The organism is Pseudomonas sp. LH21, from assembly GCF_036549575.1.
GTDB lineage: Bacteria > Pseudomonadota > Gammaproteobacteria > Pseudomonadales > Pseudomonadaceae > Aquipseudomonas > Aquipseudomonas peradeniyensis.
On record NZ_CP144367.1, the window covers coordinates 1,201,098 to 1,225,871 of the forward strand.

Annotated in this window: 21 protein-coding genes; 14 read left to right on the forward strand and 7 right to left on the reverse strand. The window is 63.3% G+C overall.

Going from position 1 to position 24,774, the window contains the following annotated elements:
- Positions 1-70: 70 nt before the first annotated feature.
- The 3 genes from VUG52_RS05650 to VUG52_RS05660 form a co-directional block, all read right to left on the reverse strand.
- Positions 71-4,120: a hemagglutinin repeat-containing protein gene (locus tag VUG52_RS05650; RefSeq protein WP_331832539.1), complete on the reverse strand. Its 4,050-nt coding sequence runs from the start codon at positions 4,118-4,120 to the stop codon at positions 71-73.
- A 234-nt stretch (positions 4,121-4,354) separates the two neighbouring features.
- Entirely contained in the window at positions 4,355-4,918 is a 564-nt protein-coding gene (locus tag VUG52_RS05655) for a L,D-transpeptidase family protein (RefSeq protein ID WP_050704190.1), read from the reverse strand.
- A gap of 20 nt (positions 4,919-4,938) precedes the next feature.
- A complete protein-coding gene (locus VUG52_RS05660; RefSeq protein WP_050704191.1) occupies positions 4,939-5,493 on the reverse strand; it encodes an NUDIX hydrolase in 555 nt (184 codons plus the stop codon).
- Between the two features lie 137 nt (positions 5,494-5,630).
- On the opposite strand from VUG52_RS05660, the gene VUG52_RS05665 reads away from it, so the two are divergent.
- The 5 genes from VUG52_RS05665 (at position 5,631) to purT (ending at position 8,841) form a co-directional block, all read left to right on the forward strand.
- Positions 5,631-6,230, forward strand: a complete 600-nt coding sequence (locus tag VUG52_RS05665) for a CoA pyrophosphatase (protein WP_050704192.1) — start codon at positions 5,631-5,633, stop codon at positions 6,228-6,230.
- A gap of 45 nt (positions 6,231-6,275) precedes the next feature.
- Complete coding sequence (locus VUG52_RS05670) at positions 6,276-6,800, forward strand: gamma carbonic anhydrase family protein (RefSeq protein ID WP_050704193.1); 525 nt, start codon at positions 6,276-6,278, stop codon at positions 6,798-6,800.
- Entirely contained in the window at positions 6,790-6,987 is a 198-nt protein-coding gene (locus VUG52_RS05675) for a DUF1289 domain-containing protein (protein WP_028691596.1), read from the forward strand. The genes VUG52_RS05670 and VUG52_RS05675 overlap by 11 nt, the downstream gene beginning before the upstream one ends.
- 86 nt (positions 6,988-7,073) lie before the next feature.
- Entirely contained in the window at positions 7,074-7,541 is a 468-nt protein-coding gene (locus VUG52_RS05680; protein WP_050704194.1) for a VUT family protein, read from the forward strand.
- Positions 7,542-7,659: 118 nt separating this feature from the next.
- The gene (gene purT / locus VUG52_RS05685) at positions 7,660-8,841 is read left to right on the forward strand and encodes a formate-dependent phosphoribosylglycinamide formyltransferase (RefSeq protein ID WP_050704195.1); all 1,182 of its coding nucleotides are present in this window, start codon (positions 7,660-7,662) and stop codon (positions 8,839-8,841) included.
- Between the two features lie 78 nt (positions 8,842-8,919).
- On the opposite strand, the gene VUG52_RS05690 is transcribed toward purT, so the two are convergent.
- The 3 genes from VUG52_RS05690 to VUG52_RS05700 all read right to left on the reverse strand — a co-directional run bounded on the left by VUG52_RS05690 (position 8,920) and on the right by VUG52_RS05700 (position 12,473).
- Positions 8,920-10,224, reverse strand: a complete 1,305-nt coding sequence (locus tag VUG52_RS05690; protein ID WP_262952455.1) for an MFS transporter — start codon at positions 10,222-10,224, stop codon at positions 8,920-8,922.
- A gap of 242 nt (positions 10,225-10,466) precedes the next feature.
- Positions 10,467-11,654 (reverse strand): transporter associated domain-containing protein, encoded by a 1,188-nt coding sequence (locus tag VUG52_RS05695; RefSeq protein WP_050704197.1) that lies wholly within the window; start codon positions 11,652-11,654, stop codon positions 10,467-10,469.
- Between the two features lie 9 nt (positions 11,655-11,663).
- The gene (locus tag VUG52_RS05700; protein ID WP_050704198.1) at positions 11,664-12,473 is read right to left on the reverse strand and encodes a cytochrome C assembly family protein; all 810 of its coding nucleotides are present in this window, start codon (positions 12,471-12,473) and stop codon (positions 11,664-11,666) included.
- A gap of 341 nt (positions 12,474-12,814) precedes the next feature.
- On the opposite strand from VUG52_RS05700, the gene ffh reads away from it, so the two are divergent.
- From ffh to VUG52_RS05730, 6 genes are all read left to right on the forward strand, one after another.
- Positions 12,815-14,191: a signal recognition particle protein gene (gene ffh / locus VUG52_RS05705; RefSeq protein WP_050704199.1), complete on the forward strand. Its 1,377-nt coding sequence runs from the start codon at positions 12,815-12,817 to the stop codon at positions 14,189-14,191.
- Positions 14,192-14,423: 232 nt separating this feature from the next.
- Entirely contained in the window at positions 14,424-14,675 is a 252-nt protein-coding gene (gene rpsP, locus VUG52_RS05710) for a 30S ribosomal protein S16 (RefSeq protein ID WP_011535318.1), read from the forward strand.
- 5 nt (positions 14,676-14,680) lie between these two features.
- Complete coding sequence (rimM, locus tag VUG52_RS05715; RefSeq protein WP_050704200.1) at positions 14,681-15,217, forward strand: ribosome maturation factor RimM; 537 nt, start codon at positions 14,681-14,683, stop codon at positions 15,215-15,217.
- 3 nt (positions 15,218-15,220) lie between these two features.
- Positions 15,221-15,973, forward strand: coding sequence for a tRNA (guanosine(37)-N1)-methyltransferase TrmD (gene trmD / locus VUG52_RS05720; RefSeq protein WP_028691588.1), 753 nt, complete (start codon positions 15,221-15,223; stop codon positions 15,971-15,973).
- A gap of 42 nt (positions 15,974-16,015) precedes the next feature.
- Positions 16,016-16,366 (forward strand): 50S ribosomal protein L19, encoded by a 351-nt coding sequence (gene rplS / locus VUG52_RS05725; protein ID WP_011535315.1) that lies wholly within the window; start codon positions 16,016-16,018, stop codon positions 16,364-16,366.
- 100 nt (positions 16,367-16,466) lie between these two features.
- Positions 16,467-16,874 carry an acyl-CoA thioesterase gene (locus VUG52_RS05730; RefSeq protein WP_023629813.1) on the forward strand — a complete coding sequence of 136 codons (408 nt, stop codon included), beginning with the start codon at positions 16,467-16,469 and terminating at the stop codon, positions 16,872-16,874.
- Between the two features lie 19 nt (positions 16,875-16,893).
- Here the strand turns inward: VUG52_RS05730 and VUG52_RS05735 are convergent, their stop codons facing one another.
- Complete coding sequence (locus VUG52_RS05735; RefSeq protein WP_331832543.1) at positions 16,894-18,714, reverse strand: cation:proton antiporter; 1,821 nt, start codon at positions 18,712-18,714, stop codon at positions 16,894-16,896.
- A gap of 68 nt (positions 18,715-18,782) precedes the next feature.
- Here VUG52_RS05735 and xerD point away from each other — a divergent pair, with 68 nt between their 5' ends.
- From xerD to VUG52_RS05750, 3 genes are all read left to right on the forward strand, one after another.
- Positions 18,783-19,679 carry a site-specific tyrosine recombinase XerD gene (gene xerD / locus VUG52_RS05740; RefSeq protein WP_331832544.1) on the forward strand — a complete coding sequence of 299 codons (897 nt, stop codon included), beginning with the start codon at positions 18,783-18,785 and terminating at the stop codon, positions 19,677-19,679.
- Between the two features lie 105 nt (positions 19,680-19,784).
- Positions 19,785-24,161, forward strand: a complete 4,377-nt coding sequence (locus tag VUG52_RS05745) for an RHS repeat-associated core domain-containing protein (RefSeq protein WP_331832545.1) — start codon at positions 19,785-19,787, stop codon at positions 24,159-24,161.
- Positions 24,154-24,519, forward strand: a complete 366-nt coding sequence (locus VUG52_RS05750; RefSeq protein ID WP_331832546.1) for a hypothetical protein — start codon at positions 24,154-24,156, stop codon at positions 24,517-24,519. The genes VUG52_RS05745 and VUG52_RS05750 overlap by 8 nt, the downstream gene beginning before the upstream one ends.
- The last annotated feature ends 255 nt before the right edge of the window (positions 24,520-24,774 follow it).

Genomic DNA, 24,774 nt, shown 5'->3' on the forward strand with positions numbered 1-24,774 from the left:
GCGGGGCAAGCCCGCTCCCACGCTTTCCCAGTTAAATCAAAGTATTAAGTTAAGTTTCATGAGAGCCGGCCTAGTGCCTGCGACCCTCCTCGACCTTCGAAACGTACTCGACGCTGCGGTCGTGCCCGCTGGTGCGGACCAGGCCGAGGTCAAGTGGTTTGTCACCGTTGTCGGTTCCGTCATTGCCCGTGACCTTGTCCTTGATGAACGAGAACAGGGTGTCTGCCAGGTCGATTGGCGAGAGCGATGCGTCGAGCTTTACCTCGCGCTGGTAGTCACGGCCGTTCAGGTTTTCTTTGGCGATGCTGCCCGTACCGAGCTCGACCTGGCCGCCGGTTGCCTGCAACCTGGCGCCTTTCAGGCGGGTATCGCCACCGACTTCCAGGGCTATGCCTTGTGTTCCGGAAAGGGTGGTCTGCTGGTTGACGGTGTTGTCAGTGCGCTGGGTGTAATCCACTTTGAGGGACGGCGTGAACTTCGCGGTGATCCTGCTCCAGAGTGCACCGGCCATTTCCCCGATGTTGCCGCCTTCGAGCGCAGCCAGCGGGTTGGTTACGTCCTCGTCAGCGGCGTACTTCTGGGTCAGGCTGGCGTCGACCTTGATGGCCGTGCTGTCGACTTTATTCTGGAGACTGCTAACCAACAGGTTGCCACTGATGTTGCCTTCGACTCGTTTTGCATCGATCTGGGCGCCTTTGATTTCAGTGTCGCCCTGGCTATGCAACTCGACGAGGTCAGCGCGCAGGTCACTGTTCAGCCAAGTGGTGTTGTCACGCTTGTCCAGCGTAAGATCGACCTGCCCTTTGATACCACCGAAATCCATGGCCGCCAGCTTGAGACCGCCGCCGCCACCGATGGTGATGGCAAGATTGTCGTGATGCTCTTTGTTCTCGGCCGCTTCTATCTTCAGGCCACCATTGCGGGCATCCAGGCCGATCCGGTCGGCACTGGCCTTTAGTCCCTGCACCTGCAAGGCGAAATCTTCGCGGGCAAGGCTGGTGAGCTGCACCGCGCCCTTGCCGGAGAACTGCGCGCCAACAGCTGTGCTGGCCTTCTCGTTGATCCAGCCAAAGGTGCCGTGGCCACCCAGGGCACCCCCGGTGGTGCTTCCTGTGACATCCAGGTCGCCGCCCCAGGTCTTGCCGTCGCTTTTGCGGGTGTCTTGAGCGGCGGTGACCTTCAGTACACCCTCGCTGTGCAAGCGGATATCACCTTCACGGCTGCTGATACGCGTGCCGACCAGATGCATGTCGCCAACGCTGGACAGGTCGATCGGGCCTTTGCCGTCGATCTGCGCCACCCTGGCCTTTTCGTTTTCATGCGTGAGCGTGCTGTGCTCGAGACTGCCGTCCAGTCCGCCTTTGGGGCCGAGCAATCCGGTGCCACCCTTGACAGCCAGGTTGACGCCGAGTCTGTTGGTAGTTTTGGTGATGCTGTCCTTGGCTGCGCTCAGGGCCAGGCTGCCAGCGCTGCTCAGGTTGACCGCGCCTTCACCGCCATCGATGTGGGCTCCCTCATAGCGGCCCTGGCGTTCGAGCTGTATCTCCACGCCGTTCTTGCCGCGCAGGCTACCGACACGGGCGACCAATGCTTTTTCTGTTTCCGTAAGTTTGGAGCCTTTGCCTTCGAGCCTGGCGTTGATGTCCGTGGCCAGGGTGGTGTCCACCCGCAGGCTGCCGCCTCCGGTGGTCTGCTCGATTCTACGGGTCTTTTCATCAGTGGCGGCCAGCGCCTGGTGTTCACCGGCTTCTATTCGCAGGCTGCCGGTCCTGGCGTTGTAGTCGGTGCCCTTGTCTTCGATGTGGTCGGCCTTGACCCTGACATCGGCGCCGCTGAAGGTGCTGACCTGCGCGGTACTGTCGATGTCTTTCTGCAGGCGGGTCTGGTGCCCGATGGCCAGTTCGGCGCCGGTCTTGGGCAGGGCCAGTTTGTCGATCACGGTAGAGGGTCGGGCACTTTCGGCTTGCCTGCCGGTGAACAGACGTTCGATAGGGCGGGTGATGCGTTGGTAGTCGGTACTGACGCCAAGGCTGCCGTCCCATTGGCTGAGGCTGGTCTCGGTTTCCCGGGTATTGGCGGCCGCACGGTTGTCGATACGCTCGGCGTTCACATACAACGTACGGCCCGCTTGCACATTCGCCGCTTCGGTGGTCAGTTGCCGGGTGTCGAGTTGCAGGTCGCCGCTGGCCTGAAGGGTGCTGCGGCGCACGTTGCTTTCACGTTCGATCAGGCTGGCCGGGCCACGGTAGGCATCGATGCCCAGGCCCAGGCGATCCATGCCGCCGGTGACGGTCAGCGCGGCGCCGGTGCGGGTGTCGACGGTCTGTCGGGCCACGCTGTCGTGGGCGGCGGCGAGTTCGATTTCGCTGGCAGATACCTCCAGGTTGCCGGCGTTCGCCTTGACCTCGGAGCTGCTCACTTTCAGTTTCTGTCCACTGCGCACGGTTACGGCGGCGCCACTGATGCTGCTGGCGACCTGGCGTGTGGCCGAGGTCTGCTCGTCGCTGTGCAGGGCTTCGTAGCCCACGCTCGCGGTGTACTGGCCCGAGCCTGGCTGGTCATCCTGCCCAGGCTGGGTCTGCCCGGCGCTCGCGGTGAAATGGCGCTTGCCGGTGGACCGCTCGGTGCGGGCGTTTTCCTCGGCGCTTTCGATGATCAAGTCGCCGTTGGCGTCGAGCGCGATTGTCTTTTTGGCTTCGAGCTTGGCTGCGCGCAATTGCAGATCGCCCCCGGCACTGACAACCACGGTGTCGGCCTTGAGCGTGCTGGACTTTACTTTCTCGGCGTAGGACTTGCTGTCGATGCCCGTATTGTTCAGGTAGACGCGATGGTTGAGCTGCTCATCGACTTGCTCGCTATCCAGGCCGGCATCAATGGTCATCGTGCCGCCACTGCGCAGCTTTAGCGCATTATCTGCATCCAGCTGCACGGCGGTCAGGTGCAGGTCGCTGCCAGCTTGCAGGTTGATGCTGTCCTCGGCGCGCAGCCGACTGCCCAGTTGCTCGCGGCGGGTCGTTTTGGTATTGCCGTCGAACGCTTCGGTAGTGATGAACGCCCACTCCTTCTTCCAGCTGGTGGGATCCTCCAGCATCTTCTCCCGGGTGACGGTGTCCAGGGTCAGTTTGTTGCCGGCATTGACCTCGATCTGCCTGGCCTTGCCCTGGGTTGCAGTGAGCCGCAGGTCGCCGGCGGCGTTCAGGTCGAGCTTGCCGGTGCTGCTGGTGAGGCTGGCCTGGCGCCTGTCGCTGCCCTGCACGTGCAGGTCACCGGCGGAGTGGATGATCAGGTCACGGTCCGCCAGCAGGCTGGCGTCACCGACCTGCACGCCGGCACCTTCGCCAGTGCTGACGATACGGATGCGTCCGCCCTGCATGGCGCCGAGCAGCTTGGCATCGATGGAGGCGCTGGCGGCAGGCAGGTGCTCGAGTACTTCGCGGTTGCCGGCGTCGATCCGGTTGCGGCCAACGGTCAGGTTCAACTGGCCCTGGGCCAGGAGCGGCCCCTTGCTGTCGATGCGTGGGGCGATCAGGTCGAGGGCGCCCCTGGCGTTGCTCTGGCCACCGCCCAGCACCTGCAGGGTGGCGCTGGCATCGCGGCTGTCGAGGTGCTTGAGCTGGCCGTCCTGGATGTCGACATTGCCGACCAGGAACCCGGCGCGTGTGGTATTGATGAAACTGCCACCGTTGAGGGTGATGCCATTGGGGTTGGCGAGCAGGTAGTCGGCCTTCTGGCCGAAGATTTCCTGTGGGCCTTCGATTCGCGAGGCGTTCTGGCTGACCACCTCGTTGAGGATGGTCGAGGCGGCCTGGCCCTGGAACTGCGGGTTGGCGCCCAATTGGCCGGCCAGTTTCGATTGCCCGGCCTGCAGGGCGTTGTTCAGTACCAGGCCTTGCTTGCCGACGTTGTAGTCGAGGAACTGGTTATGCGACAGGCCGCCGGCATTGGGCGCGACGATGTCGATGACCGGCACGCCGTGGCCATTGTCGATGATCGGGGTGCCACCCGGGCCCAGCGTTGGTGTCAGGGCGCCTTGCGCCTCGACCTGGGTGGTGCCCAGCAGGGCGAGAAAGACGGCCCAGCGTAGGGTGTCAGGCCTGGTCTTTGGTGTAGGGATTTGCATGAGAACCTCGCAAGTGATGTATGAAACAGAGAAATCATTTGCGGGAATTTTAAGAATGCTGGTGATGGCATTTGTATGGCTCAAAGCCATCACTTTGTGGGAAGGAAGGCTATTGCGTGTGTAGGAAAAGTGAGCGGTTGTGCGTCGAAAGGGAATATCGGCGGTGAACGACAAAGGCCTGCCCCGCGTGAGCGGGACAGGCCTTTGTTGTAATCGAATGCTGTCGAGGGTGGTTCAGGGCCGGATTTCGATCAGCGTGCCGTCCTTGACCATGCTCCACACCTCGCGCATGTCGTCGTTGCGCATGGCAATGCAGCCTTCCGTCCAGTCAAGGGTGTGGAAGTACCACTCGGGGTACTCCTCGTTGATCGGCGTGCCGTGGATCATGATCATGCTGCCGGCGGCCACGCCTTCGCTGCGGGCCTTGGCGGCATCGGTGATGTTCGGGTAGGAGATGTGCATGGCCAGGTTGTAGCGGTCGCTGACCTTGCGCCAGTCCAGCCAGTACAGGCCTTCGGGGGTCTTCTTGTCGCCCTCGCGCTCTTTGGCGCCCTTGGGCTGCTTGCCCAGGGAGATGCGGTAGGTCTTGAGCGGCTCGCCGCGGCTGATCAGCTGCAGGCGGCGTTCGGACTTGATCACCAGCACCTTGTCGATCAGCCGTTCCTGCTGGACGCCGCCAGCGGCGGGCTGGACCGGCGACGGCACGGCCGACGGCGTCTTGCGGATGATGGTCTCGGTGAAGGCGGCTTGCGACACCGAGGCGACACTGAGGCAGAAGAGGGCAAGCAGCCAGCGCATGAAACCGTATCCCTGAAGACTTAAGTGGTGGGCGACGAAACGTTCATCGGCGGCAGGTATTCATGGCCTATCGGGTAGTGCTGCCTGATGCGGTCGCGATAATAGCATTCTAGTGTGCGTGTGACGGTGCGGAAAGCCAGCTCGCCCCAGGGAATCTCGTGTTCCTCGAACAGGCGAACCTCCAGGCTCTCGACCCCCACGGCGAAGTCCAGGTCGGCCAGTTCGGCGCGAAAGAACACGTGCACCTGGTTGATATGCGGCAGGTCGAACAGCTGGTACAGGCTCATTTCGGCGACCCGGGCGCAGGCTTCCTCGACGGTTTCGCGACGGGCGGCGGCATCCAGGGTCTCGCCGTTCTCCATGAACCCGGCGGGCAGGGTCCAGAAGCCCCGACGCGGCTCGATGGCGCGGCGGCACAGCAGCACCTGGGAGCCCCAGGTGGGCAGTACTCCGGCGACGATGTTGGGGTTCTGGTAGTGGATGGTCTGGCAATGGTCGCAGACATAGCGCAGGCGGCTGTCGCCTTCGGGGATCCGCTGGGTGACCGGTTGGCCGCACGCGCTGCAGAATTTCATGCTTACATTCATTCCAATGGGGTCGGACTATCTTGGCGCGCCCGGCCCGCCCACCGCAAGCGGCCTGCGGGCGGGGCTTGGGTGCCTCGCGGCTTTGGTGCATCATGCACGGCAGGCCTTGGACACGAGAGTGCGTAATGCTGGACGAGCTTCTTCGCCGAATGAGCAACCATACCCCCGCGTCACTGGAGACGGACCGCCGTTTCCCCGAAGCGGCGGTGTTGCTGCCCATTACCCGTAGCGAAGAGCCGGAGCTGGTGCTGACCCTGCGCGCCCAGGGCCTGTCGACCCACGGCGGCGAAGTCGCCTTTCCTGGCGGGCGACGCGATCCGGAAGACCCCGACCTGGTGTTCACCGCCCTGCGCGAGGCCGAGGAAGAAATCGGCCTGCCGCCCGGGCTGGTCGAGGTGATCGGGCCGCTCAGCCCGGTGATCTCGCTGCACGGCCTGAAGGTGACACCGTTCGTCGGTTTGATCCCCGACTATGTCGAGTACCGCGCCAACGACGCGGAAATTGCCGCAGTGTTCACCGTGCCGTTGGAATTCTTCCGGCAGGACCCTCGTGAACATACCCATCGTATCGACTACCAGGGACGCAGTTGGTACGTGCCCAGCTACCGCTACGGCGACTACAAGATCTGGGGGTTGTCGGCGATCATGATCGTCGAACTGGTCAACCTGCTGTTCGATGCCGGCATCAGCCTGCACCAGCCACCCGAGCGTTTCATCAAGAACTGAGCGGGGCACACCCCGCCACTGGCGTTCAACCGTGAGGAGCGATACATGAAATACCGCCTGGGCGACCTGCGGGTCGAGACCCATCCCGAGAGCTGGACCGCGCCCAACGCCACCCTGATCGGCAAGGTGCGCCTGCAGGCCCGCGCCAGCGTCTGGTTCGGCGCGGTGCTGCGTGGCGACAACGAGCTGATCGACATCGGCGAGGACAGCAATGTTCAGGACGGCACGGTGATGCACACCGACATGGGTTCGCCGCTTAACATCGGGCGAGGCGTGACCATCGGCCACAACGCCATGCTGCATGGCTGCACGGTCGGCGACTACAGCCTGATCGGCATCAACGCGGTGATTCTCAACGGGGCGCGGATCGGCAAGCATTGCATCATCGGCGCCAACGCGCTGATCCCCGAAGGCAAGGAAATTCCCGACGGCTCGCTGGTGATGGGCTCGCCGGGCAAGGTGGTGCGCGAGCTCACCGAGCAGCAGAAGCGCATGCTCGAGGCCAGCGCTGCGCACTATGTGCACAACGCCCAGCGCTATGCGCGTGAGCTGGTGATCGATGAAGACTGACGAACGGCCCGTGGCCTCGCCCTGCGTCAGCATCTGCGCGCTGGACGAGCAGGATATCTGCACCGGGTGCCAGCGCACGGTGGACGAGATCACCCGCTGGGGGCGGATGGACAACGAACAGCGCCGGGAGGTGCTGAAGAAGTGCCATGAGCGGGCGCTGGCGGCCGGTCTGGTGATTGGCCTGTAGTACTGACGCCCGTGGCGTGGGAGCGGGCTTGTCCCGCGATGGGGCCGGCGCTAATCTGTGCGGCTGGCCCACCGAACGCAAAGACCATGTTCTATCTCATCGCCTACATCAGCAGCGTGGTGCTGATCAACTACGCCTTTTCCAGCGCGCCGCACCTGGACGTGATCTGGTCCGCCTGGGGCGGATTGGTGTTCATCCTGCGCGACATGGTGCAAACCCGCTACGGCCACGGCGCGCTGCTGGCCATGCTGGTGGCGCTGGTGCTGTCCTATGCGACGTCGGAGCCGGCCATCGCCCTGGCCAGCGCCACCGCGTTCTTCGTCTCCGAGCTGATCGACTGGCTGGTGTTCAGCGTCACCCGCCGGCCCCTGCGCGACCGCCTGTGGCTGAGTTCGGCGCTGAGCATTCCGGTGGACACCTTCATCTTCTTCGGCATGATCGGCGCGCTGACCCCGGCGGTGATCGGCACCGCGCTGGCCTCGAAGTTCGCCGGGGTCACGGCGGTGTGGTTGATCATGGCCTGGCGGGCACGGCGCGCGGCGCTGGCCGGCTGATCATCTTCGCGGCTATCGCGGGGCAAGCCCGCTTCCACGGAATCTGTAGAATACCGGTCCATTTTTCAGCGGGCGGCAGCCAGCGTGGCGCGGCCCCGGACGCCTTCGAGGACCTGAAATGACCCGTATCGGAACCCCATTGTCGCCCACCGCGACCCGTGTACTGCTGTGCGGCTGCGGCGAGCTGGGCAAGGAAGTGGTGATCGAACTGCAGCGCCTGGGTGTCGAGGTGATTGCCGTGGACCGTTACGCCAATGCGCCGGCCATGCAGGTCGCGCACCGCAGCCACGTGATCAACATGCTCGACGGCGTCGCCCTGCGCGCGGTGATCGAGGCCGAGAAGCCGCACTACATCGTGCCCGAGATCGAGGCCATCGCCACCGCCACCCTGGTCGAGCTGGAAAACGAAGGCTTCAACGTGGTGCCTACCGCCCGTGCCACCCAGCTGACCATGAACCGCGAAGGCATCCGCCGCCTGGCGGCCGAAGAGCTCGACCTGCCGACTTCGCCGTATCACTTCGCCGACACCTACGAGGACTACGCCAAGGCCGTGGCCGACCTGGGCTACCCGTGCGTGGTCAAGCCGGTGATGAGCTCCTCGGGCAAGGGCCAGAGCCTGCTGCGCGGCGACGATGACCTGCGCAAGGCCTGGGATTACGCCCAGGAAGGCGGCCGCGCCGGCAAGGGCCGGGTGATCATCGAGGGCTTCATCGACTTCGAGTACGAGATCACCCTGTTGACCGTGCGCCATGTGGGCGGCACCACCTTCCTCGCGCCGGTCGGACACCGTCAGGAGAAGGGCGACTACCAGGAGTCCTGGCAGCCCCAGGCCATGAGCCCGAAGGCACTGGCCGAGTCGCAGCGCGTGGCCCAGGCGGTCACCGATGCGTTGGGCGGGCGTGGCCTGTTCGGCGTGGAGCTGTTCGTCAAGGGCGACCAGGTGTGGTTCAGCGAGGTCTCGCCGCGTCCGCACGACACCGGCCTTGTGACCCTGATTTCCCAGGACCTGTCGCAGTTCGCCCTGCATGCCCGGGCCATTCTCGGCCTGCCGATCCCGGTGGTGCGCCAGTTCGGTCCATCCGCCTCGGCGGTGATCCTGCCGGAAGGTCAGTCGCAGCAGACCAGCTTCGCCAACCTCGGCGCCGCCCTGAGCGAGCCGGATACCGCCATTCGCCTGTTCGGCAAGCCGGAGATCAACGGCACCCGCCGCATGGGCGTGTGCCTGGCCCGCGACGAGTCGGTCGAGGCGGCGCGAGCCAAAGCGACCCGTGCTTCGCAGGCGGTCAAGGTCGAGTTCTGATCTGAAACGATCGCGGGGCAAGCCCGCTCCCACGCCAGTATCAACCTGGCGTGGGAGCGGGCTTGCCCCGCGATTGATTCAAAGCTCGGTATTGCGCGTCTCTTTCAGGCACAACACGGCAATCAGGCTGATCACCGCCGCCACCGACACATACCCTCCCACCCAGCTCAATCCCCCCATGCTCACCAGCTTCTGGGCAAAGAACGGTGCCGCCGAGGCGCCGACGATGCCGCCCAGGTTGTAGGCCGCCGAGGCGCCGGTGTAGCGCACATGGGTTGGGAACAGCTCGGGCAGCAACGCGCCCATCGGCGCGAAGGTCACGCCCATCAGGAACAGCTCGATGGCCAGGAACAGCGCCACGCCGGTGGTCGAACCCGAGGTCAGTAGTGGCTCCATGGTAAAGCCCGAGGCGATCGCCAGCAGACCGCCGACCACCAGCACCGGCTTGCGCCCGTAACGGTCGCTGAGCCAGGCCGACAGCGGCGTGGCCAGGGCCATGAACACCACGGCGAAGCACAGCAGGCCGAGGAAGGTCTCACGACTGTAGCCGAGGGTGGTCACGCCATAGCTGAGCGAGAACACCGTGGAGATGTAGAACAGCGCGTAGCACACCACCATCGCCGCGGCGCCCAGCAGGGTCGGCAGCCAGTAGCGGGCGAACAGGTCGACCACCGGCATCTTTACCCGTTCGTGACGGGCGACCGCCTTGGCGAACACCGGGCTTTCCTCCAGCTTCAGGCGCACATACAGGCCGACCAGCACCAGCGCCGCGCTGAGCAGGAACGGAATGCGCCAGCCCCATTCGCGGAACTGCTCGTCGCTGAGCAGCAGGGCCAGGGTGAGGAACAGGCCGTTGGCGGCGAGAAAGCCGATCGACGGGCCCAGCTGCGGGAACATGCCGAACCAGGCGCGCTTGCCCTGTGGCGCGTTCTCGGTGGCCAGCAGCGCCGCGCCGCCCCATTCACCGCCCAACCCCAGGCCCTGGCCGAAGCGCAGCAGGCAAAGAATGATCGGGGCCCAGACGCCGATGCTGTCATAGCCGGGCAGCACGCCGATCAGCGTGGTGGACACGCCCATCAGCAGCAGCGAGGCGACCAGCGTCGACTTGCGCCCGATGCGGTCGCCGAAGTGGCCGAACAGCGCCGAGCCCAGCGGGCGGGCAAGGAAGGCGATACCGAAGGTGAGGAAGGCCGCGAGCATCTGCGCGGTGCCGGAGCCAGACGGGAAGAACACCGGCCCGATCACCAGCGCGGCGGCAGTGGCGTAGACGTAGAAATCGTAGAACTCGATGGCGGTGCCGATGAAGCTGGCGGTGGCCACCCGGGCCGGCGAATTGACCTGTGTTGCCGAGGCAGGTTCGGCGTAGGTGCTGCTGGTAGTCATGCGAAGGTCCCTGACAGTCATGCTCCATGGGGCACGGCCCATGTGACGGGCACACGGGAGCCGGAGCGTATTGTTGTTGGTCGCGCGACTGACGATAGCCCAGGGGATAGGCGATGAGCGGTTGCTGTTCGGGGTGCTGAAGCAGGACCGCGGGGCGTGTCAGTGGTGCGGACTGGCCGTCGGGCGCCGGGTGCGGGTAGCGGGCGGGACGGCAGGGCTGGGTAAGCGTGACCTGAGTATAGCTAGCGAGTCAGTGTCCAGACCAGTACCTTGCTTGCGCAATTATCCTCGGTTTCGAGGATTTCCAGCCGATATCTGCCAATTTTCAGGCAAACCGCGCTTGCCGGGATGCTTTCCAAGGCCTCGGTAACCAGGCCGTTGAGGGTTTTCGGCCCGCCGTCGCAGGGCAGGTGCCAGCCCAGGGTGCGGTTGATCTCGCGCAGCGAGGCGGTGCCTTCGATGACGAATCGGCCGTCGGGTTGCGGATGAACGTGAGGGTTCTCCAGGCTCTGCTCGTCCTCGAACTCGCCGACGATCTCCTCGAGGATGTCCTCCAGGGTGACGATGCCCAGCACCTCGCCGTACTCGTCCACCACCACGCCCATGCGCCGCTGCTGCTTGTGGAAGTTCAGCAACTGCATCTGCAACGGCGTGCTTTCGGGGACGAAGTAGGGTTCGTAGCAGGCCGCCTGGAGTTTTTCCGGGGTCAGCTCGGCCCGTGGCAGCAAATGGCTGATCAGCTTGGTGTTGAGTACCGCTTCGACCTGGTTGATGTCGTTGTGGTAGACCGGCAGGCGGGTGTGACGGCTGACGATCAACTGCTCGATGATGCGTTCGATGGGGTCGTCGAGGTTGATGCCGTCGACTTCGTTGCGTGGCACCAGGATGTCGTTGACGGTGATCTTGTCCAGCGCCTGCAGACCTTCCAGCAGGCCGTTGCGGGTGTTGTCGACCGGGCCGTCCTCGTCGAAGTCGTCGTCTGCCTGCGGGTGCAGGGCCACCGCGGTGGGCTGCACGCGGAACGGGCGCAGGATCAGCCTGGCGCAGCCATCGAGCAGGCAGCCCAGCGGCTGCAGCAGCGCCAGTGGCCACTTCAGCAGGTTGCCGCCCAGGCTCAGGAAGGCTTGCGGGTCACGGCGGGCCAGGCGGCGCGGCAGGTAGTCGGCGAGCACCAGCAGGGTGAAGGTGGCCCCAAGGCCCGCCAGCCAGAAGCCGTGCTCACCGTCGTAACGCTGGCCGATCAGGCAGGCCAGGCCCAGCACCAGCAGTTTGCCGAGGCTGGCGCCGAGCACCAGGCCCTGGGCGGGGAGGGTGGCATCGCCCTGGCCAGCGGCTTGCTGGCGGGCGCTGTCGACCGCGGTGAACAGCGCCGACCACAGCAGCGCCAGTGCGATGATGCCGAGCAGCGGGGCGTACGGCAGGGTGTCCATGGGCGGCCGTCAGATATGCAGGATGAATTCGCGGACCAGCTTGCTGCCGAAATAGGCCAGCATCAGCAGGCAGAAGCCGGCCAGGGTCCAGCGGATCGCCTTGTGTCCGCGCCAGCCAAGGCGTGTGCGGCCCCACAGCAGCACGCTGAACACGACCCAGGCCACGCAGGCCAGCAGGGTCTTGTGCACCAGGTGCTGGGCAAACAGGTTGTCGAGGAACAGCCAGCCGGAGATCAACGAAAGCGACAGCAACACCCAGCCGGCCCAGAGGAAGCCGAACAGCAGGCTTTCCATGGTCTGCAGCGGCGGGAAGTTGCGGATCAGCCCGGACGGGTGCTTGTGCTTGAGCTGGTGGTCCTGCAACAAAAGCAGCAGGGCCTGGAACACGGCGATGGTGAACAGGCCATAGGCCAGGATCGACAGCAGGATGTGCGCGAGGATGCCGGGCTCTTCGTTGATCAGCGGCACCGTGCCGGGCGGGGCGAACTGGGCCAGCAGCGCGGTCACCGCGCCGAGCGGGAACAGCAGTACCAGCAGGTTCTCCACCGGGATGCTCAGGCAGGCGAGCAGGGTCAGGCCGATCACCGCCACGGCGATCAGGCTGGCGGCGCTGAAGAAGTCCAGGCTCAGGCCCAGGGGCGTGATCAGCTGGAAGAACAGGGCGCCGCCCTGGGCGACCACCGCCAGCGTGCCGAGCAGGCCCAGCAGCCGTTTGTCGGCGCGGGCGCCACGGGCCAGTCCGGTGGCCTGGTAGACGGTCGCGGCCAGATAAAGGAAGGCGGCGAGCAGATTGGGGATGAGGCTGGGTGAAGAGAACATAAGTCCTGGCAGGCAAGCCCTAAAGGGACGGAGTTTGGCATAGATCGCGGTGGGCAAGGAAGACCAGGAAGCCTTGCTCCGGTGCCTGGCGAGCGACTTGTACCCCATATGCCGGCCTCTTCGCGGGTAAACCCGCTCCCACAGGGGCGTGCGCGATCTCTGTGGGAGCGGGTTTACCCGCGAAGAGGCCGGCATGGTCACCGAATATCCAGAGGGGCTGCTCCAAGGTGTGCGCCGCCGCCGCTCTCCGCTATAATCGCCGCCTTGCTCTGCCCGGCGCGTGTACATGTTCACCTGGGCATCTGAAAAACCTCGGCTCCACTGGGCCTGAAAGGATCACCATGTTCGAAAACCTGACCGACCGCCTGTCACAGACGCTGCGCCATGTCACCGGCAAGGCCAAGCTGACCGAAGACAACATCAAGGACACGCTGCGCGAAGTGCGCATGGCCCTACTCGAGGCCGACGTCGCCCTGCCGGTGGTCAAGGATTTCGTCAACAGCATCAAGGAACGCGCGGTCGGCACCGAAGTGTCGCGCAGCCTGACCCCGGGCCAGGCCTTCGTGAAGATCGTCCAGGCCGAGCTGGAAAGCCTGATGGGCGCGGCCAACGAAGAGCTGACCCTCAACGCCGCGCCACCCGCCGTGGTACTGATGGCCGGCCTGCAGGGCGCCGGTAAGACCACCACCGCCGGCAAGCTGGCGCGTCACCTGAAAGAGCGCAAGAAGAAGAGCGTGATGGTGGTGTCGGCCGACGTCTACCGTCCGGCGGCGATCAAGCAGCTCGAAACCCTGGCCAACGACATCGGCGTGACCTTCTTCCCGTCCGATATCAGCCAGAAGCCAGTGGCCATCGCCGAGGCGGCGATCCGCGAAGCCAAGCTCAAGTTCATCGACGTGGTGATCGTCGACACCGCCGGTCGCCTGCATGTCGATGCCGACATGATGGACGAGATCAAGGCGCTGCACGCCGCGGTCAAGCCGATCGAGACCCTGTTCGTGGTCGACGCCATGACCGGCCAGGACGCCGCCAACACCGCCAAGGCCTTCGGCGATGCCCTGCCGCTGACCGGCGTGGTGCTGACCAAGGTCGACGGCGACGCCCGTGGCGGTGCCGCGCTGTCGGTGCGCGCCATCACCGGCAAACCGATCAAGTTCATCGGCATGGGCGAGAAGACCGAGGCCCTGGAGCCGTTCCACCCGGATCGTATCGCCTCGCGCATTCTCGGCATGGGCGATGTGCTCAGCCTGATCGAGCAGGCCGAGCAGAACATCGACAAGGCCAAGGCCGACAAGCTGGCCAAGAAGCTGAAGAAGGGCAAGGGCTTCGACCTCGAGGACTTCCGCGACCAGCTGCAGCAGATGAAGAACATGGGCGGCCTGGGCGGCCTGATGGACAAGCTGCCGAGCATCGGTGGCGTGAACCTGTCGCAGATGGGCAATGCCCAGGGCGCGGCCGAGAAGCAGTTCAAGCAGATGGAGGCGATCATCAACTCCATGACCCCGGCCGAGCGTCGCGACCCCGACCTGATCAGCGGTTCGCGCAAGCGCCGCATCGCCCTCGGCTCCGGCACCCAGGTGCAGGACATCGGCCGCTTGATCAAGCAGCACAAGCAGATGCAGAAGATGATGAAGAAATTCTCCGCCAAGGGCGGCATGGCCAAGATGATGCGTGGCCTTGGCGGGATGCTGCCGGGTGGCGGCATGCCGAAACTGTAAAAGAATCCGGTGGGCTTCCTTATATGAGGAAGCCCGCCAGACCCCCGCTACGGCGGGATCATGGCCGCCGCGAGGAGGCCCAAACCGGCAGAACTGAGCGGCAGGCCCCGGCATTGCCGAAAAAGGCATTTGCAAATGTCCGTGTATTCCCCGAGAATATGCGGCCTTTTGGGCACCCGTGTGCCCATTGGGCATTCAGTTTTGCAGCACCGACTATAGGAACGATGTTCACATGGTAACCATTCGTCTGGCCCGTGGCGGCTCGAAAAAGCGCCCATTCTACCACCTGACCGTGACCAACTCGCGTAACGCCCGTGACGGCCGTTTCGTTGAGCGCGTTGGCTTCTTCAACCCGATCGCATCGGGCGCCGAAGTCAAGCTGTCGGTCAACCAAGAGCGCGTCACCTACTGGCTGAGCCAGGGCGCACAGCCGTCTGAGCGCGTTGCTCAGCTGCTGAAGGAAGCTGCCAAGGCTGCAGCCTGAGCAGTATGAACGCGACGCCAGAAAAGGCTGATGACCTCATCGTCGTTGGCAAGATTTTTTCGGTTCACGGCGTTCGCGGCGAGGTGAAGGTGTATTCCTTTACCGATCCGATTGAAAACCTGTTGGATTACCCGCGCTGGACGCTCAAGCACGAAGGCAAGGTAAAACAGGTCGAGCTGGTCAGCGGTCGTGGCTCCCAGAAGGGCCTGGTCGTGAAACTCAAAGGCCTCGATGATCGTGATGAAGCCCGTCTTCTGAGCGGTTACGAAATCTGCATCCCGCGGAGCCTTTTGCCCAACCTGGCAGCCGACGAGTACTACTGGTACCAGTTGGTGGGCCTGAAGGTCATCAATCAGGACGAACAACTGTTCGGCAAGATCGATCACCTGTTGGAGACCGGCGCGAACGATGTAATGGTGGTCAAGCCCTGCGCAGGCAGCCTGGATGATCGCGAGCGTCTGTTGCCCTATACCGGGCAATGCGTGCTGGCAATCGACCTGGACGCAGGCGTGATGCGGGTTGAGTGGGACGCGGACTTCTAGACGATGGGTAACCTTCGCGTAGACGTCATCACGTTGTTCCCCGAGATGTTCTCGGCCATCACGGAGTACGGCATTACCAGCCGCGCGGTGAAACAGGGGTTGCTGCAAGTGACCTGCTGGAACCCGCGGGACTACACCACAGATCGCCACCACACCGTGGATGATCGGCCGTTTGGCGGTGGTCCGGGCATGGTGATGAAGATCAAGCCTCTGGAAGACGCCCTGGTTAGCGCCAGGCAGGCAACCGGAGCATCGGCAAAGGTGATCTACCTTTCGCCACAAGGCCGCAAGCTGACCCAGCAGGCGGTCAAAGGCCTGGCCGAACAGGAATCGTTGATCCTGATCGCCGGTCGTTATGAAGGCATCGACGAGCGCTTTATCGAGGCTCATGTCGATGAGGAGTGGTCGATTGGCGACTATGTGCTTTCCGGTGGCGAGCTGCCGGCCATGGTACTGATCGATGCGGTTACACGGCTGCTGCCCGGAGCTTTAGGGCATGTGGACTCGGCGGAGGAAGACTCTTTCACCGACGGTCTGCTGGATTGCCCGCACTACACCCGACCTGAGGTGTATGCGGATCAGCGTGTTCCCGACGTGTTGCTAAGTGGCAACCATGCACATATCCGGCGTTGGCGGATGAAGCAGTCCCTTGGTAGGACCTTCGAACGACGCGCCGATCTTCTGGAAAGTCGCTCGCTTTCTGGAGAAGAGAAGAAGCTGCTCGAGGAATACATCCGCGAGCGGGACGATAGTTAAACGTATCGATGGTGGATCAAGTATCCATCTTAGGAGCACAGCATGACCAACAAGATCATCCAGCAGCTCGAAGCCGAGCAGATGAGCAAAGAGATCCCGACCTTCGCACCAGGCGACACTGTTGTCGTTCAGGTTAAAGTGAAGGAAGGCGACCGCTCGCGTCTGCAGGCGTTCGAAGGCGTCGTTATCGCCAAGCGTAACCGCGGTCTGAACAGCGCCTTCACCGTGCGCAAGATCTCCAGCGGCGTTGGCGTAGAGCGTACCTTCCAGACCTACAGCCCGCAGATCGACAGCCTGGCCGTGAAACGTCGTGGTGACGTGCGTAAAGCCAAGCTGTACTACCTGCGCGACCTGTCCGGCAAAGCCGCTCGCATCAAGGAAAAACTGTCCTGAGTACAGTTTGCCTGGCGGCCTAGGCCGCCTTGCGAGAAAAAAGCAGCCTTCGGGCTGCTTTTTTGCTTTCTGAAACCCGCCCTTGCGATGTGACCCGAAAATGACCACCCGAGACCAGGAAATCCAGCGCCGCACCGAGCTGTCGGTGACCCGCGTGACCAAGGCCGTGTTCCCCAACACCACCAACCACCACAACACCCTGTTCGGCGGCACCGCCCTGGCGTGGATGGACGAAGTGTCGTTCATCGCCGCCACCCGGTTCTGCCGGTTGCCGCTGGTGACCGTGTCCACCGATCGTATCGATTTCAAGCACCCGATCCCGGCCGGTTCGATCGTCGAGCTGGTGGGCACGGTGATCAAGGTCGGCAACACCAGCCTGCAGGTGCAGGTGGATGTGTTCGTCGAGAACATGTACCTCGATGGCCGCGAGCGGGCGATCCATGGCGTGTTCAGCTTCGTCGCCATCGACGAGGACAAGCGCCCGGTGCCGGTGCTGCCGTTGGCCTGATTCCAGGGCCATTCATGGATCAATGCGCCACAGGCTGCTCGGTCAGCTCCGGCTCCACCAGTGCCACCAATGTCCACCCAGGCTGCGGCTTGAGCGGATTGTCCGGGCTGGCCACATGTACCCAGCCTTGCCCGTCCCGGGCGAACAGCAGCGTGGCCCGCGGGCCATGCAGTTGCTGGTAGTCGCTCCAGCCGAAGGCCTCGGTCAGCGTGGTGCTGTACAGCTCGGCACCCTGGTGCAGCAGCTTGGCCAGCTGTCCATAGGTCATCGGGCTTGACCCGAGCAATTGCCCGCGATGCTCCTCGCTGGCCCGGTGCTTGTCGCTGCGCTGTTTTTCCAGGCCGCTGGCCAGCACGAACAACCGGCCTTGGCCGAAGTCATGGCGAAAACGCGCACAGGCCAGGGCATTGAGCTCGCCCGCCGGTGACAGCCCCAGCAGATGGCCCAGGCCGACCAGGTCGAGGTGGGCGTCGGCGTGCTGCGAGGCGGGGTTGCCGAAGTAGGTCGGCAGGTTGTCCATGCGCGCGGCGCGGATGTTCTCCCAGCTCGAGTCGGTCAGCAGCACCCGACAGCCCAGTTGCTGCAGGGCCTTGGCGACTGCCCGCGCAGGCGGGTTGGCGCCGACCACGAGAAACCCGCTCGGCGCAGGTTCCGCTACCTTCAGCAGGCGGGCCAGGGGCCTGGCGGTGGCGCTTTGCAGCACCACGGTGCCGATGATCACGGCGAAGGTCAGCGGCACCAGCAGCAGCGCGCCTTCGTGTCCGGCCTGGTCCAGGCGAATGGCGAAGATCGCCGACACGGCCGCGGCCACGATGCCCCGTGGCGCGATCCAGGCCAGCAATGCCCGTTCCCGCCAGCTCAGCGGCGAGCCCAGGGTCGACAGCAGGACGTTCAGCGGCCGTGCCAGCAACTGGATCACCAGCAGCAGCGCCAGCACCGCCGGCCCCAGGGCCAACAGCGCGTGCAGGTCGAGCCGCGCGGCCAGGAGGATGAACAGGCCGGAGATCAGCAGCACGCTGAGGTTTTCCTTGAAATGCAGGATCTGCCGCACGTCCACGCCGGGCATGTTGGCCAGCCACATGCCCATGACCGTGACTGCCAGCAGGCCCGATTCATGGACGATCTGGTTGGCGGCGATGAAGATGCCCAGCACCGCCGCCAGCGAGGCCAGGTTGTGCAGGTATTCCGGCAGCCACTGCTCGCGCATGACCTGCCCGAGCAGCCAGCCACCGGCAACGCCCAGCGCACTGCCGCAGAAGATCACCCCGGCAAAGGTCGCCAGGCTGTGGCTCAGGCCTTCGCCGGCGGCGCTGGCGATGATGAAGCTGTACACCACCACCGCCAGCAGCGCGCCGATCGGGTCGATGACGATACCTTCCCAGCGCAGGATGTTGGCGATCGCCGCCTTTGGCCGCACCACCCGCAGCATGGGCACGATCACCGTGGGGCCGGTGACCAGGGTCAGGGTGCCGAACAGGATCGCCAGCGGCCAGTCGAAACCCAGCAGCCAGTGGGTGGCCAGGGCGATCACCAGCCAGGTGCTCAGCGCGCCGACGGTGACCAGGCGATGCACCACGCTGCCGATCTCGCGCCATTGCGACAGGTGCAGGGTCAGGCTGCCTTCGAACAGGATCAGCGCCACCGCCAGCGACACCAGCGGCATCAGCAGCGGGCCGAACAGCGCCTGCGGCTGCAGCCAGCCCAGCACGGGCCCCGCGAGGATGCCGCACAGCAGCAGGAACAGGATCGCCGGCAGCTTCAGGCGCCAGGCCAGCCATTGGCAGAGCAGGGCGGCAGCGCCGATGCCACCGACACTCAAAAGAATCTGTTGTTCGTTCACGCGGGCTCCCTCTGCATGCCGTGTTATGAAAGACTAAGCGTCATTTCGTCGTTTGCCACCGAGTCTTCATGCCTGCACTGGACCACCCCCTGATCGACCAGTTCCTCGATGCCCTCTGGCTGGAGAAGGGGCTGTCCGACAACACCCGCGCTTCGTATCGCAGCGACCTGGCGCTGTTCAATGGCTGGCTGCAGGAGCATGGCGTGGCACTGCCCGATGCCGGGCGTGAGCTGATCCTCGACCACCTGGCCTGGCGTTTCGAGCAGGGCTACAAGCCGCGTTCGACCGCGCGCTTTCTTTCCGGGGTGCGCGGGTTCTTCCGTTACCTGCTGCGCGAGCGGCTGGTCGCAGTCGACCCGACGCTGCAGGTGGACATGCCGCAACTGGGCCGGCCCCTGCCCAAGTCGCTGTCGGAGGCCGATGTCGAGGCCCTGCTGCAGGCGCCGGACCTCGGCGAAGCCATCGGCCAGCGCGACCGTGCCATGCTCGAGGTGCTCTATGCCTGCGGCCTGCGGGTGACCGAGCTGGTCAGCCTGACCCTGGACCAGGTCAACCTGCGCCAGGGCGTGCTGCGGGTGATGGGCAAGGGCAGCAAGGAGCGCCTGGTGCCGATGGGCGAGGAGGCGGTGGTGTGGATCGAGCGCTACCTGCGCGATGGCCGCGCCGAGCTGCTGGGCGGGCGCCCCAGCGACGTGCTGTTCCCCAGCCAGCGCGGCGAGCAGATGACCCGCCAGACCTTCTGGCACCGCATCAAGCACCAGGCGCGGGTGGCCGGCATCGACAAGCCGCTGTCGCCGCACACGCTGCGCCACGCCTTTGCCACCCACCTGCTCAACCATGGCGCCGACCTGCGCGTGGTGCAGATGCTGCTGGGCCACAGCGACCTGTCCACCACGCAGATCTACACCCATGTGGCCAAGGCGCGGCTGCAGGAACTACACGCTTTGCATCACCCTCGAGGTTGACGCTCGGGCGATCATCCAGCAAATATCGACATCTCAAACGCTCGATATGGAAATCAAGCATGACCAGGTTCAAGTGGCCTGCAGCCGTGCCGTTGCCGGTCAGTAATGTCTGACGCCCTGTGGGCCGCCCGCGAGGGCGATGCGCTGATGCACACTTCGATGATGGCCGACATCGTCAGCGGTGTGCTGGAAGTGGCCGCCAACGTCGCCATCGGTATGCTGGCCACCGCGGCGGTAACCGCGGCGTTGGGCCTGACCGTGGCCACTGGCGGCCTCGGCTGCTTCGTGCTCGGAGCGGTGGTGGGCATCGTGGTCGGCGTGGTCATGAGCAAGACCGGGGCCGACAAGGGCTTGAGCCGTTTATGCGAGGGCATCGGCAATTTTCTGTTCCCGCCCTCGGTGCAAGCCAACATCCTCACCGGCTCGAAGAATACCCGCACCAATGGCAAACCGGCCGCCCGCGCTGCCGGCGTCATCGTTGCCGCCGCTGCGCCCGCCGGCAGCGACGCGGCTCAGCCGCCGGCCGAGGAGGAGGAAGAGAGCTTCCTCGACATGGCCAAGGGCTTTTTCTCGCAGATGTGGCGGCCTACGGTCGCCAGCCCGGCGCCGAACACCGAGCCTGCCGACGACGACAAGATCCTCTGCAGCAAGCATCCGCCGATGCCGCCGCAGTACCTGGCAGAAGGCTCGAGCAAGGTCACCATCAACGGTCACCCGGCCTGTCGCAGCGGCGATCGCAGCACCTGCGAGGCGGTGATCGTCGACGCCGGGCTGGTCTCCGATAATGTGCGCATCGGCGGCGACTCGATCGTGGTCCGCGAGATTCGCAGCGGCAAGACCCCGGGCATCGGCCTGGCGATTACCGCCTTGATGATGCTGCGCGGGCGCGGCGGCAAGTTCTACAGCAAGTTCGGCTGCATGGTGATTGGCGGCATCGGCAGCGCCGTCACCAGCCAGGTGACCGGGGCGATCACCAGCGCCATCGCCGGCTCGCCCAACCCGGTCCACAGCGCCACTGGCGCCAAACTGTTGAGCGGCGAAGCCGAGCTTGATTTCAGCCTTCCGGGCTTGATCCCGTTGGACTGGCAGCGCTACTACAATAGCCGGGATGAACGCCGCGACGGCTTGTTCGGTGCTGGCTGGAGCGTCGATTACGAAGTCTTCGTCGCTATCGAAGCGCATCCTGAAGGCGGCGAGCGCCTGCTGTTCACCGACGAACAGGCACGGGTCGTCGACATGGGCCATATCCCTCGTGGTGATGCCGTGTTTAGCGCCGGCGAAGGCCTCAGCGTCCGTCGCGCGCACAATGGCGAGCTGCTGATCGAAAGCGTCGACGGTCTCTATCGCCTGTTCCAGCCGAACCCGAACAATCCGCAGCGCCTGCGCCTGACGCAACTGGGTGACCGCAACGACAACCGCATCTACCTGGACTACGACAGCAACGGCCGCTTGCTCAGGCTGCGCGATACCTTCGATGTGGTCCAGGTGCAGGTGGTTTACAGCAGCCAATGGCCAGCCCGGGTCAGCCATATCGAGCGATGGTACAGCGACGAGTCGAACGAGCTGCTGGTCAGCTATGCCTATGACAGCAATGGCGACTTGGCCGAAGTCCGCGACGCCAGCGGCCAGGTGCAACGGCGCTTCGTCTATGACCAGGGCCGGCGCATGGTCGAACACCAACTGCCCAGCGGCCTGCGCTGTTTCTATGAGTGGACTCGTGCTGCAGACGACTGGCGCGTGGTCCGACACTGGACCGACGACGGCGACGAATACCACTTCGACTACGATATCGAGGCTGGCATCACCCGGGTCACCGACGGTTTGCAGCGGGTCAGCACACGCTATTGGAACCCGCAGTACCAGATCACCCAGTACACCGATGCTCTCGGCCACACCTGGCGTTTCGAGTGGAACGACGAACGCCAGCTGCTGGGCGCTACCGACCCGCAAGGCGGGCAATGGCAGTACCTGTACGATGAATCCGGCAACCTCTGCGAAAGCATCGACCCACTGGGTCGCAGCGAGGCGACCCAGTGGCTGGAACACTGGTCGCTGCCCCGGGTACAGACCGACAAGGCCGGCAAGCGCTGGCGCTATTGCTACGACCAGCGCGGCAACTGCAGCAGCGAAACCGACCCGCTGGGCCACACCACCCGCTACCGCCATGACGAACGCGGCCAGGTGGTGGAGATCATCGATGCGGCGGGCAAGCACAAGCACCTGCGCTGGAACGAATTGGGCCTGCTGATTGAGCAGGTCGATTGTTCGGGGTATCCGACCCGCTTCAGCTATGACCGGCGCGGGCATCTGCAGGCGGTCACCGATGCCCTCGGCGAACGTACCGAGTACCAGTACGATGCCCAGGGCCGATTGCTCGGCTCGCAATTGCCCGATGGGCGCAGTGAGCACTATCAGCTTGATCGCAACGGCCAGCTCAACAGCTATACCGACCCCGCCGGGCACTCCACCCAATACCGCTATAACCGGCGTGGCCAGGTGCAGCAGCGTATCGATCCGCATGGTCGGCGGGTGCAGTTCAGTTACGACGCCTACGGGCGGCTGCTGGCGCTGACCAATGAAAATAGCGAAAGCTACAGGTTCAGCTGGGACCTGGCTGATCGCCTGACTGAGCAGCAGGGTCTGGACGGCAGCGCCAGCCGCTATCACTACGACCGGCTGGATAACCTCAGTTGCGTTGAGTACCTCCCCGCTCCCCAAGGCGATGCTGAAGCGATCATTCATCAATTGCACCGGGATGCCGTCGGGCGCTTGATCAAAAAGCGCACCGACGATGGTGAAACCCAGTACAGCTACGATCCCCTTGATCAACTGACGGCGATCAGCTTCACCGACAAGGCAGGCAACAGCGAGCAACTGGCCTTCGCTTACGATGCCCTTGGCCAATTGCTGGAAGAGCACAGCGCCAATGGTGTGCTGCAACATCACTACGACGAACTCGGTAACCTGATCCAGACCCAGTTGCCCGACGGCCGCTGGCTCAACCGCCTGTACTACGGCAGCGGCCATCTGCACCAGCTCAACCTCGACGGCAAGGTGATCAGCGATTTCGAACGTGACCGCCTGCACCGTGAAGTGCTGCGCACCCAGGGCCGGGTCAGCACCCGCAGCGAGTACGACCGCAGCGGTCGTTTGCGCTCACGCCTGCGCCGCCCCAACCACCAGCCGCCGCAACTGCCGGCTACGGTACAGCAACGCTTCGATTTCGACTCGGCAGACAACCTGATCGGCCGTTTCAACCAGCAGCCCGGCAGCCAGCACCAGCAATTGCTGCACTACGATGCCAGCGGCCGGATCCTGGCCAGCCAGGACGCTGGCCAGGGCCAGAGCGAAACCTTCGCCTACGACGCTGCTGCCAACCTGCTCGACGGCCCCCAGGCCGGCATCGGCCTGGTACGCCATAACCGCTTGCTCACCTACCAGGACAAACGCTACCGCTACGACGGCTTCGGCCGCCTGATCGAGAAACGCAGCAGTCGGCGTGGCATCCAGCACTTCAGCTACGACGCCGAGCACCGCCTGATCCAGGTGCGCAGCCAGCACGGTGGGCGCGAACGGATACTGAACATGCGCTACGACCCGCTCGGGCGGCGTGTCGAGAAAAGCGAATACGACGATCAGGGCAATCTGCTCGACCAGACCCGTTTCGCCTGGGATGGCCTGCGCTTGTTGCAGGAGCATCGCTACAGCCAGACCAGCCTTTACCTGTATGTCGAAGACAGCCACGAACCCTTGGCTCGGGTTGACGGTATGGGGCAGCACCAGCAGGTGCGTTACTACCATAACGATCTCAATGGCCTGCCCGAACAGCTGACGGATGACAGTGGCGAGGCGGTCTGGCAGGCGCGCTATCAGGTCTGGGGCAATACCCTGCAGGAGGTGCGTGAGGCGCATTTCATCGAAGGGCAGCACCTCAGGTTTCAGGGTCAGTACCTGGACCGTGAGACGGGTCTGCACTACAACACGTTTCGGTTTTATGATCCGGATGTCGGGCGGTTCACGCAGCCGGATCCGATAGGGTTGCTGGGTGGCACGAATCTTTATCAGTATGCGCCGAATCCGAACGGGTGGGTTGATCCGCTTGGATTATCTCCTGTTAGTCCTAAAACGATTTTATTCTCACAAGACAGTATTAATGGTGTGTTTGAGGATGGAAGAAGTGTTAATGGATTGACACATAGACTTATAAATGATCCCTTGTATATAAATGAACTTGAGCCAATCAGAAAAGTCAGGATGCGGGATTTACCTGCCAATGTTCAAGAGCGCTTATTGTCTCAAGGAGCACATAAAGATTCAGTGTTTAGCTTGGATAATAGAAGGCTGTACGCAGCGAAAGAAGCTGGTGTATCCAAAATCCCATCCAGATGGGCAACTTCAGAGGAATTGTCTAAAATAAATCTTGATCGAAGGTTTTCAACTGGTGATGGTGGTAAATCGATAAGGACAAGAGGTTGTGGCTAATATGAATGTTAAGGCAATAGAAACAAAATATGGTCTGATTTATGGGCGAGATGCTTTGGTTATTTCAGGGGCTGAATTAATACTCTATCCTTTTAAGTTTGTCATTAAAGCATCGTTGTCTTTGCGTTCCTGCAAGCCAATGATTACAGATGCACCTGATGTTAATGTTGAGTTTTTGTTTAGTGATATTAAAAGTATGTCTGTGTATAAAATGGATGATTATCCATATGAAAAACACTCTCTGTCGAGCTTTGATTTGATAGATAACATAGATGGAGATGGGCTCCAGCATATAGTTCTTAGCACTTATGATCATGTTTTCGATGTGGTTGGAAAATATGATATTAAATATTTTTAGATGAATTTTTAATAAGCCGGGAAAGAGATTCTGATTCTCCAGGTTTATTATTTAATCTCCGTTCAACTAAACACGGCCTATGGTGAGCGGGATTCCTGTAGCTGCACTGCGACCTGAACAGCGCCCCGCTGGAGTGCACCAACGAGCAGGGCCAGCTGCGCTGGTCCGGCGACTAAGCTCCGTTCGGCGAGGTCACCAACCGGGTTATCAACAGCATGCCGATGCTGAAAAATCGATCCAAGATGTTTCGAGTGT

What these genes read in the sequence shown, in the direction of transcription:
- rpsP (WP_011535318.1), top strand. Translation starts at nt 14,424, where the DNA reads ATGGTAACCATTCGTCTGGCCCGTGGCGGCTCGAAAAAGCGCCCATTC.
- VUG52_RS05675 (WP_028691596.1), top strand. Translation starts at nt 6,790, where the DNA reads ATGAAGACTGACGAACGGCCCGTGGCCTCGCCCTGCGTCAGCATCTGC.
- VUG52_RS05730 (WP_023629813.1), top strand. Translation starts at nt 16,467, where the DNA reads ATGACCACCCGAGACCAGGAAATCCAGCGCCGCACCGAGCTGTCGGTG.
- purT (WP_050704195.1), top strand. Translation starts at nt 7,660, where the DNA reads ATGACCCGTATCGGAACCCCATTGTCGCCCACCGCGACCCGTGTACTG.
- VUG52_RS05650 (WP_331832539.1), bottom strand. Translation starts at nt 4,120, where the DNA reads ATGCAAATCCCTACACCAAAGACCAGGCCTGACACCCTACGCTGGGCC.
- VUG52_RS05655 (WP_050704190.1), bottom strand. Translation starts at nt 4,918, where the DNA reads ATGCGCTGGCTGCTTGCCCTCTTCTGCCTCAGTGTCGCCTCGGTGTCG.
- trmD (WP_028691588.1), top strand. Translation starts at nt 15,221, where the DNA reads ATGGGTAACCTTCGCGTAGACGTCATCACGTTGTTCCCCGAGATGTTC.
- ffh (WP_050704199.1), top strand. Translation starts at nt 12,815, where the DNA reads ATGTTCGAAAACCTGACCGACCGCCTGTCACAGACGCTGCGCCATGTC.
- VUG52_RS05690 (WP_262952455.1), bottom strand. Translation starts at nt 10,224, where the DNA reads ATGACTACCAGCAGCACCTACGCCGAACCTGCCTCGGCAACACAGGTC.
- VUG52_RS05700 (WP_050704198.1), bottom strand. Translation starts at nt 12,473, where the DNA reads ATGTTCTCTTCACCCAGCCTCATCCCCAATCTGCTCGCCGCCTTCCTT.
- VUG52_RS05680 (WP_050704194.1), top strand. Translation starts at nt 7,074, where the DNA reads ATGTTCTATCTCATCGCCTACATCAGCAGCGTGGTGCTGATCAACTAC.
- xerD (WP_331832544.1), top strand. Translation starts at nt 18,783, where the DNA reads ATGCCTGCACTGGACCACCCCCTGATCGACCAGTTCCTCGATGCCCTC.
- VUG52_RS05665 (WP_050704192.1), top strand. Translation starts at nt 5,631, where the DNA reads ATGCTGGACGAGCTTCTTCGCCGAATGAGCAACCATACCCCCGCGTCA.
- rplS (WP_011535315.1), top strand. Translation starts at nt 16,016, where the DNA reads ATGACCAACAAGATCATCCAGCAGCTCGAAGCCGAGCAGATGAGCAAA.
- VUG52_RS05745 (WP_331832545.1), top strand. Translation starts at nt 19,785, where the DNA reads ATGTCTGACGCCCTGTGGGCCGCCCGCGAGGGCGATGCGCTGATGCAC.
- rimM (WP_050704200.1), top strand. Translation starts at nt 14,681, where the DNA reads ATGAACGCGACGCCAGAAAAGGCTGATGACCTCATCGTCGTTGGCAAG.
- VUG52_RS05660 (WP_050704191.1), bottom strand. Translation starts at nt 5,493, where the DNA reads ATGAAATTCTGCAGCGCGTGCGGCCAACCGGTCACCCAGCGGATCCCC.
- VUG52_RS05695 (WP_050704197.1), bottom strand. Translation starts at nt 11,654, where the DNA reads ATGGACACCCTGCCGTACGCCCCGCTGCTCGGCATCATCGCACTGGCG.
- VUG52_RS05670 (WP_050704193.1), top strand. Translation starts at nt 6,276, where the DNA reads ATGAAATACCGCCTGGGCGACCTGCGGGTCGAGACCCATCCCGAGAGC.